Origin of the sequence: Acuticoccus mangrovi (assembly GCF_016411865.1) — a bacterium.
Classification (GTDB): Bacteria; Pseudomonadota; Alphaproteobacteria; order Rhizobiales; family Amorphaceae; genus Acuticoccus; species Acuticoccus mangrovi.
Window position 1 is genome coordinate 35827 of record NZ_JAEKJA010000033.1, and the last position, 9151, is coordinate 44977.

General features: G+C 65.3%; 8 protein-coding genes. 5 read left to right on the forward strand and 3 right to left on the reverse strand.

What is annotated here, in order from left to right; all coding sequences use genetic code 11:
- Positions 1-85: 85 nt before the first annotated feature.
- The 3 genes from JCR33_RS23280 to JCR33_RS23290 form a co-directional block, all read right to left on the reverse strand.
- A complete protein-coding gene (locus tag JCR33_RS23280; RefSeq protein ID WP_198884545.1) occupies positions 86-1090 on the reverse strand; it encodes a Do family serine endopeptidase in 1005 nt (334 codons plus the stop codon).
- Positions 1075-1896, reverse strand: coding sequence for a hypothetical protein (locus tag JCR33_RS23285; protein WP_198884546.1), 822 nt, complete (start codon positions 1894-1896; stop codon positions 1075-1077). Before JCR33_RS23285 ends, JCR33_RS23280 begins: the two co-directional genes overlap by 16 nt.
- Positions 1897-2674: 778 nt before the next feature.
- Positions 2675-3850: an amidohydrolase family protein gene (locus tag JCR33_RS23290; RefSeq protein WP_198884547.1), complete on the reverse strand. Its 1176-nt coding sequence runs from the start codon at positions 3848-3850 to the stop codon at positions 2675-2677.
- 232 nt (positions 3851-4082) lie between these two features.
- Here JCR33_RS23290 and JCR33_RS23295 point away from each other — a divergent pair, with 232 nt between their 5' ends.
- The 5 genes from JCR33_RS23295 to JCR33_RS23315 all read left to right on the forward strand — a co-directional run bounded on the left by JCR33_RS23295 (position 4083) and on the right by JCR33_RS23315 (position 9114).
- On the forward strand, positions 4083-4895 hold the full coding sequence (locus tag JCR33_RS23295) for a ferredoxin--NADP reductase (protein WP_198884548.1): 813 nt from the start codon (positions 4083-4085) through the stop codon (positions 4893-4895).
- A 166-nt stretch (positions 4896-5061) separates the two neighbouring features.
- Positions 5062-5739, forward strand: coding sequence for a GntR family transcriptional regulator (locus JCR33_RS23300; protein ID WP_198884549.1), 678 nt, complete (start codon positions 5062-5064; stop codon positions 5737-5739).
- 66 nt (positions 5740-5805) lie between these two features.
- On the forward strand, positions 5806-6609 hold the full coding sequence (locus JCR33_RS23305) for a phytanoyl-CoA dioxygenase family protein (protein WP_198884550.1): 804 nt from the start codon (positions 5806-5808) through the stop codon (positions 6607-6609).
- Between the two features lie 83 nt (positions 6610-6692).
- The gene (locus JCR33_RS23310; RefSeq protein ID WP_198884551.1) at positions 6693-7490 is read left to right on the forward strand and encodes an SDR family NAD(P)-dependent oxidoreductase; all 798 of its coding nucleotides are present in this window, start codon (positions 6693-6695) and stop codon (positions 7488-7490) included.
- A 10-nt stretch (positions 7491-7500) separates the two neighbouring features.
- A complete protein-coding gene (locus tag JCR33_RS23315) occupies positions 7501-9114 on the forward strand; it encodes an acyl-CoA synthetase (RefSeq protein ID WP_198884552.1) in 1614 nt (537 codons plus the stop codon).
- Positions 9115-9151: the final 37 nt, after the last annotated feature.

Sequence of the window (9151 nt, forward strand, 5' to 3'; positions counted from 1 at the left end):
GGGGCCCATTCTCGCGAACGGGTCTCCTTCCGCACGTCCGATGTGACCATCGCGTCACCCACCGGAGAGCGGCCGAGGTCATGATTCACTCAAGCAATGCGCTCCACTCTTTCTTGAAATAATCCCGAACACATTCCTGCAAATCAGGGCTCTTGTCGGACCACTTATATATCATTGCCGCGATGTAGCTTCCGTAATCCTTACCACTTAAGCTATATCGGTAATTCTGCTCCGCGATTTCGGCTCGATTTGCCACATCTTCGCAGGTTTTAGCCGTGATGACAGCATACCTCTCGAGCGCTTCCGGGGGAGGCGGGCCGAATTTTTCGTTGCGACAAAGAGTTCTTTCGGCGATGTCCAGGCTCATCAGCAAGGGGTTACCGAAGCCGTACGACACGCTGTTGTAGGGGTCCAGCTCTCGCATGACCGTGGGCATGGCGGCATGGGCTTCCTGACAAGACATGCTGAAAAGCAAATCTCGTTGTTCGTTTATCTTACGCTGAAGCAGTTCATGAAATGAATTCTCGTAACGTGATAAATCTTGCCGTGACGATTCCGGGCGAAACTCAAAATCGTCGGGAATGAAGCCCTGTTGTTGCCCGACATAGATCCTAAATTGATTGTTAGCGCTACCTTTTTCAATAAACCAAGGCGCCCCTTCTTGTTTAGATGGCGATTCTGTATAAAGTATAATATTGATTTGGTCGTTCCAGTCGTACCGGCCGTTTCCCTGAAAGCCTTGCTTCTCCACTTTAACAGGAAACCGCTCGGATTGGTCGAAATTCTTTTGTGCCCTCTTGAGCGTGCTCGCAACTGCAGTGCGTATATTTGAAAATCCAGTAATGTAATCACCAATATAAAGATTGCCCGCCATGGCGGCAGGGCTGTACGCCTGTACCGCTGTGATGCGGGTCGTGGAGTGGTAATGGCCGCCGCCGGCGGCGCGCTTCGTCACGACTTCCACCTGAAGGCCCAACTCGGGAACGGTGAACACGTTTTTTGTATTGGGTGGAAGCTTGGCCACAGTCTTGATCTGCGCCTCGGCGGAGCCCGCCAGCAGAAGCAGTACAGCAGTCAGTCTTGCAAGCATGCTTTTACCTTCTCGTTCGGGGCGAGAGCGATGGAAAGCAGGAGTCTATCTCGGGTAAAATAGTCTTCCAGATTCTCGATGAATCGATCACCTGCCGTCGCCCGGTACGTCTCTTCGAGACAGCCGCAAGCACCCCCTGCCGCACCCTCAACGATACTCGGCAAGGTTTCGGCGCACTTTCTCTGAAAAATCGAGAGCTTGCTTCGCGCCTGAAGCGGTGGCCGGCCCAGCATGGTCGCATGCAGGTTGTAGGAGAACTGGCGTTCTTCGGGCGTGTCGCAACCCAGCTCGCTGATCAGACCTTCGATCAGGTTCTGCAAACGGATCTGCCTGGCACGATCGCGATAGATCATCATGTCGCGCAGGTGCGCCGGATCGTTCGCTCGGGCGAATGCCGCTTCAGCCGAGTCGCGGTATTTCGCACGCACCGAGTAGGATCTGGTTTTGCCTTCCAAATGGTTGATCGTCACACCGTTTCGCTTGGTCAACTGGTCCACGCGATGGGAAAACGAAAAGATTGGTTCGTTGGATTGACCGATGACACAGTCTTCGGTGTACAGGATCTCAAATCCAAAAGTCAGCATGGCCAGCTGATACTTCATCCACTCGACCACGTTGGGATCGAGACGGTCGCGGGCGTCGACACCGTACCCGCGTCCCAAATAGATTTCCCGTGCCATGTCATCGTCGATCGACAAACGCTCCTTAGCGCCCGCCTGACTTGAAGGCGATTGCGCATTGACTGGAACGCCTGCCACAAATACCGACAAGATAGAAAGAAAAGCGTAAGCTCGATTGAGTTTCATTTTGCCTCGATGTGCAATAGTCCTAAAAGATTGGTGATTGTTAGAACATTCTGGCAGTAGAATCCAGGTTCTAACGCTATAAACACTCGGTGATCGGCGGGTTGCTGCGAACGCGATGGCGGCCCGGATTCCGGCAACAGACCGGTTGGTGACAAATCTCTCGAAGCAGCTGTTCTTATTGGGAAATCTGTCGACACAGTTACGTCATCCAAAAGCCGTCGGGGCATTTGAACGCCGTGGCGGGCGATCTCTGTGAGTCAGGCGCTGGGCGCTGCGGCCGTTGGCCGCGCTCCGATCGATCCGCGCTCAGGCCTCGTCGCCGCGGTCTGTGGCGGCGAAACCGGTGACGGCCCGTTCTTCCACGACCGTTGCCCATCCGGCTTTATCCGACGGCTCGCCGGATCGTCTTCGACGTGATGGGTGATCATGCGGTGTCGGTCGGGCCGATTCCGGGGGCTGTGCCCGAGAGCCGGACTCGGGAGGGGAGCGTTCGGCCCTCCTCGGCCAGCTGTGCCATGGCGCGGACGAGCCTGCCGCGGATCGGTGCGCGAGAAGGCGAGGCCGGCTTCAGCGAGCGCCGCGACGACGGAGCGTGGCGTGGCGTGGCGTGGGTCCCGTCGATGTCGTGCGGGATCGGCGGTCTCAAGCAACCGTTCAGGGTTCAGAGCGGGGCGAAAGGGGCCCATGCGCCCCAACGGGCTCCAGGCCTCTCGGGGGACGGGCTCCCTTCCACAACTCCGAAGCGACCGCCTCGCCAACAGACAGCGGGCGGAGCGCCTCACTCCCCCTCGATCAGGGGGATCTTGTTCGCCGGCGGCGTGTTGCGGCTGCGGCGGGAGCGGACGATGCCGTCGATCACCGTCATGCCGACGCCGGGCAGGTTGCCGAGCTCGATGGACTCCAGGATCGTCTTGCCCGGCGCGTGCTGGGCCTGGTCGAGGAACACGAAGTCCGCCGCCCGGCCCGGCTCGATGATGCCCACGTCGAGCTCGCGCATGCGGGCGGTGTTGCCGGTGGCGAAGCAGATGGCCGTTTCCGCCTTCACGTTGCCGAGCGCGGCGTAGAGAGCGATCATGCGCAGGATGCCGAGCGGCTGGACGCCAGAGCCCGCCGGCCCGTCGGTGCCGAGAATGAGGCGGTCGAGCTCGCCGATCTCGCGCGCGGTGTTGAGGGTGAGGAGGGCGGCCCGCTCGTTGCCGTTGTGCACCACCTCGAGGCCGCGCTTGCAGCTCTCGCAGAGGCAGACGATCTGGTCGTCGGGCAGCGCGGAGTGGCCGCCGTTGATGTGGCCGATCACGTCGGTGTCGGCTTCGAGCACGACGTCCTTGTCGATGAGGCCGGAGCCTGGGATCGACGGGCCGCCGGTGTGGATGGTCGACTGCATGCCGTATTTTCGGGCCCAGGCGACCATTTGGCGGGCGGTGGCCCCGTCCTTCACCGAGCCGAGGCCCACCTCGCCGAGGAGCTTCACGCCGGCCTCCGCGAGCTCCTTGAAGTCGTGCTCCTCCAGGCCGTGCTCGATGACGGGGGCACCGGCGTGCACCTTCATACCGGAGGGGCGGAGATTCTCGTACCAGCGCTGCGAGGCGATCGCCATCGCCTTGAGGCCCACGACGTCCTTCGGACGGCCGGGCATGTGCACCTCGCCGGCGGAGATCATGGTGGTGACGCCGCCGTGGAGGGTGGAATCGATCCAGTGGAGCTGCTGCTGGCGGGGGGTGTAGTCGCCCACCACGGGGTGGACGTGGCTGTCGATGAGACCCGGAGCGAGGGTCACGCCGTTCGCATCGATGACGAGATCGGCGCCATCGCGGTCGAGGTCGGCGGCACGGCCGACCTGCGTGATGCGACCATTTTCGGCGATCACGCAGTCCGCATCGAGGATCGGCTCCTCCATGCGGCCGGAGAGGAGGAGGCCGATATTGTGGACGACGAGCTTCTTCGGATCTGCCATGACGAGAGCCTTCTGCCGGGGGGCGCGCGGAATAGCCCCAGGCCGGGGCATCGTTAGAACACTAACACTAGCCTCGCCTGGCACAAGCGCTGCATGCAATTGGTTGACTTCGATCGGCAAGGCCGGTTAATTGTTTGTGTGCTAACGATATCGGGAGACATTTGCGAAGGATGCGCGAGCGCCCTAAGGGTGACGTGCGGCCGACGCCTCCCCTAACGAAGCGAGCGATTTCATGACGACCACCGAAGCGGGTGAGCCCGCCACCTTCCCCATCCCGGCGAACGTCTTTGCCGAGAAGGTGACGGAGGTGAAGCACTACACCGACCGGTTGTTCAAGTTCCGCCTGACGCGGCCCGCGAGCTTCCGCTTCCGCTCGGGCGAGTTCGTGATGATCGGCCTGCCCAACGCCGAGAAGCCCGTGTTCCGCGCCTACTCGATCGCGAGCCCGGCGTGGGACGACGAGCTCGAATTCTTCTCGATCAAGGTGCCCGGCGGCCCGCTGACGGAGCATCTGCAGAAGATCAAGGTCGGCGACACGGTGCTGATGCGCAAGAAGCCCACCGGCACGCTGGTGAACGACGCGCTGCTGCCCGGCAAACGGCTCTACCTCTTCTCCACCGGCACCGGCATCGCCCCGTTCGCCTCGATCGTGCGCGACCCGGAGACCTACGAGAAGTTCGACACGGTGATCCTCACCCACACCTGCCGCGAGGTGGCCGAGCTCGCCTACGGCGAGGAGTTGGTGGCGGAGACGGTGAACGACCCGCTCGTCGGCGAGGTCGTCAGCGGCCGCCTGGTCTACTTCGGCTCGGCGACGCGCGAGCCGCACGCGCAGACCGGGCGCATCACCGACCTCCTGAAGTCCGGCAAGCTCTTCGAGGCGCTCGGGCTGCCGAAGATCGATCCCGAAACCGACCGCGGCATGATCTGCGGCTCGATGGAGATGATCGCCGACACCAAGGAGATCCTCGAGAGCTTCGGCCTCGTGGAGGGCGCCAACAACAACCCCGGCACCTTTGTCGTCGAGCGCGCCTTCGTCGGCTGACCCCTTTCGGCCGAGCCCGTTCGGCCGACGCCGCCTCCCGCACCTCCGCGCCACGCCGCGGAGGTGCCCATCCCTTCCTTTCCCGCGCAGCGCGTTCGGGATGTGACTTGACGTTGCAGCCGTTCCACGTCATGAATTCGGAATTCCGAATTCATTCGGTGCTGCGATGACGCCTCTCGATCAATCCCCGATCCTCGTCGACCGGACCTATGACGAGCTCGTCATGGCCATCGCCGCCTGTCGGCTGAAGCCCGGCGAGCGCATCCGCCAGGCCGACCTCGCCGAGCGGCTCGGCGTGTCGCGTCAGCCCGTCAGCCATGCCCTGCAGCTTCTGAAGCGCCAGGGGCTCGTGGAAGACGTCGGCCGCAAGGGCCTCGCCGTCGCCCGCATCGACCCCCTGTCGCTCACCGCCCTCTACCAGGTGCGTGCCGCGCTCGACGCGCTCGCCGCCCGCCTCGCCGCCGAGCGGATGCGCGACGGGGCGCTGACCGGCACCGACCGCGCCCGCCTCGCCGACTGCATCGCCAAGGGCCGCTCGCTCGGCGAGGACGCCGGCATCGAACGCCTGGTCGCGGCCGACGTCGCCTTCCATCGCCTTCTCAACGGCCTCTCCGGCAATGCCTGGATCGCCGATACGCTGGAGCCCCAGTTTCCGCACATGATGCGCTCCATGATGGTGGTGCTCGACGATCCCGGTTTCCGCACCCGCGCCTGGCGCGAGCACGCGGCGATCGCCGAGATGATCCTCGCCGGCCGACCCGCCGAGGCCGCCGACGCCGCCCGCATCCATGCCGAGGCCGCCGGAGAGGAGACCGGCCGCCGCCTCACGACCCTTTCGGGCTGAGCCCCGCTCCGTCCGTCGCCGCGACGAAGCCGTCAGAGCTTCGCGCCAACCACGAGGAAACGACCCATGAAGCTGACACAGGATCAAATCGACGAGTTCAACCGCGAAGGCTTCCTCTTCATTCCCGAGGCATTCTCGCCGGAAGAGGTCGACGCGCTGCGCGAGGCCTCGGACGAAATCTTCGCCGAGAAGCGCGAGGAGATCTGGTACGAGAAGTCCGGCGTTCCGCGGACCGCCTTCGCCTGCCAGCGCTACAACGAGGCCTTCCGCCTCCTCGGCCGGCATCCGCGGCTGATCGAGCCGGTGGAGCAGCTCTTCGGCGAGAAGCTCTACATGCACCAGTTCAAGGTGAACGCGAAGGCCGCGTTCGCCGGCGACGTCTGGCAGTGGCACCAGGACTACGTCACCTGGCAGAACGACGACGGGATGCCCGAGCCGCGGGCGATGAACATCTCCGTGTTCCTCGACGAGGTGATGCCGATCAACGGGCCGCTGATGCTGATCCGCCGCAGCCACACCCACGGCGCCATCAAGGCCGGCCACGACACCTCCACCACCGCCTACCCGCTGTGGACGCTCGACAACGACACGGTGGCGAAGCTCGTCGCCGAAGGCGGCATCGCCGCCCCGACGGGCAAGCCGGGCGGCCTTCTCATCCACCACGGCAACCTGGTGCACGGCTCGGCGGGCAACATCACCCCCTACCCGCGCAAGATCGTCTACCTCACGCTCAACGCCGTCTCCAACGCGATCCGCACGCCGACGCGCAAGGAATGGATCGCACACCAGGACTTCGCCCCGATCGAGCCCGTCGACGACGACGCGCTCGTGCGCTACGCGCGCAGCCGCCACCGCGAAGCCGCGGAGTAGCCCCGCCGCCACGGGGGCACGCGCGACAGCGCACGCCCCCCGTGGCACACTCGCGCCAACAACAATAATGCGAGAGCACGGGGATGGGTGAACGCATGGCCGGCAAGGCCGTCATCGTGACGGGTGCCGGGTCGACGGGTCAGGGCTGGGGCAACGGCAAGGCCGCCGCCGTGCTCTACGCCCGCGAAGGCGGCAAGGTGCTGGCGGTGGACCGCCGCATCGCCGCCGCGGAGGAGACGGCGGCGATCATCGCGGGGGAAGGCGGCACCGCCGTCGCCTTCGAGGCGGACGTGACCGACCCGCTCGAGGTCCTCGCCATGGTAAAGCGGTGCGTCGACGTGTTCGACCGTCTCGACGTGCTGCACAACAATGTCGGGATCGCCGAGACCGGCGGCCCGGTGGAGGCGACCCTCGACAGCTGGGACCGGGTGATCCGCATCAACCAGACGAGCGTGTTCCTCACCTGCAAGCACGCTCTGCCGGTGATGGAGGAGCAGCGCGCCGGCGCCATCGTCAACGTCGCCTCCATCGCCGCCATCCGCTCGCTGGGCTTTCCCTACGCCGCCTATTCGGCGTCGAAGGCCGCGGTGATCGCGATGACGCGCAACATGGCGATCGAGTATGCGCCGAAGGGGATCCGCGCCAACTGCGTGCTGCCCGGCCTCATGAACACGCCGATGATCCGCGCGCCGCTCACCGCCTCCTACGGCGGCGACGTGGACGAGATGATCGCGCGGCGCGATGCCCAATGCCCCACCGGCAAGATGGGCGACGCCTGGGACACGGCCTACGCGTCGCTGTTCCTCGCCTCCGACGAAGCCCGCTACATCACCGGCCACGAGCTCGTGGTGGACGGCGGCATCACCCAGAAGTGCGTGTGAGGACGGCCCGATGCTGACGCAAAGCGAGCCATGCGCCGCCCCGCGGGGCGGTCTCCTGCCGGTGTCGACGCGGGTGATGAACCTTGCCACCTTCCTGACCCAGTCGGCCCGGCGGCTCGGGGACGAGATCGGCCTCGTCTGGGGCGACGACGTCTGGACGTGGGGCGAGATCGAGGCGCGCGTCGCGGCGATGGCCGCGGCACTCGCCGCACGCGGGGTGCGCAAGGGCGACCGCGTGCTGGTGCAGTCGAAGAACTGCAATCAGATGTTCGAATCGATGTTCGCCTGCTTCCGCCTCGGCGCGGTGTGGGTGCCCACCAACTTCCGCCAGACCCCGGCGGAGGTCGCCTATCTCGCGAGCGCCAGCGGCGCCACCGCCCTCGTCTGCCATGCCGACTTTCCGGACCATGCGGCCGAGGCGCTGGCGGCCGCCCCCATCGCGACGGCGATCTCCATCGGCCCCTCCACGTTCGGCGAGAGCTACGACGATCTCGTCGCCGCGCATCGGGCGACGCCCGCGCCGACGGCCCCCGTCGACCGTGACGATCCGGCGTGGTTCTTCTTCACCTCCGGCACCACCGGCCGGCCCAAGGCGGCGGTGCTGACGCACGGGCAGATGGCGTTCGTGGTCACCAACCATCTCTGCGACCTGATGCCGGGAACGACGCACCGCGACGCCTCGCTGGTGGTGGCGCCGCTCTCCCACGGCGCCGGGATCCATCAGCTCGCCCAGGTGGCGCACGGGGCGAAGACCGTCATCCCCGGCGCCGCCCGCTTCGACGTCGCCGAAGCCTGGCAGCTCGTGGAGCGGTGGCGGGTGACGAACATGTTCACCGTCCCCACCATCGTGAAGATGCTGACCGAGCACCCCGCCGTGGCGCGCCACGACCACTCCTCGCTGCGCTACGTGATCTACGCCGGCGCTCCGATGTACCGCGAGGACCAGAAGCACGCCCTCGCCGTGCTCGGCCCCTGCCTCGTGCAATATTTCGGCCTCGGCGAGGTGACCGGCAACATCACCGTGCTGCCCCCCGACCTCCACCGTCTGGAGGACGGGCCGGACGCCCGCGTCGGCACCTGCGGCTATCCGCGGACCGGCATGGAGGTGGAGATCCAGGACGACGCCGGCCGTCCGCTGCCTGCCGGCGAGACCGGCGAGATCTGCGTGACGGGGCCGGCGGTCTTCGCCGGCTACTACGACAACGAGGAGGCGAACCGGAAGGCGTTCCGCAACGGCTTCTTCCGCACCGGCGATCTCGGCCATCTCGACGCCGAGGGCTTCCTCTACATCACCGGCCGCGCCTCCGACATGTACATCTCCGGCGGCTCGAACGTCTATCCGCGCGAGATCGAGGAGAAGGCCCTCACCCATCCCGCGATCGACGAGATCGCCATCGTCGGCGTGCCGGACGCGCGCTGGGGTGAGGTCGGCGTCGCCGTCTGCGTCCTCAAGGCCGGCGCGAGCTTGGAGGCCGACGCGCTCGTCGACTTCCTGAAGGACAAGGTGTCCGCCTACAAGCTGCCCCGCCGCGTCGAGTTCTGGGAGGCGCTGCCGAAGTCGGGCTACGGCAAGATCACCAAGAAGGCGATCCGCGAGGAGCTCGCCGCCCGAGGCGCGATCTAGGCTGCGGCCTCAATCAGCACCACCATCGGATGATGAT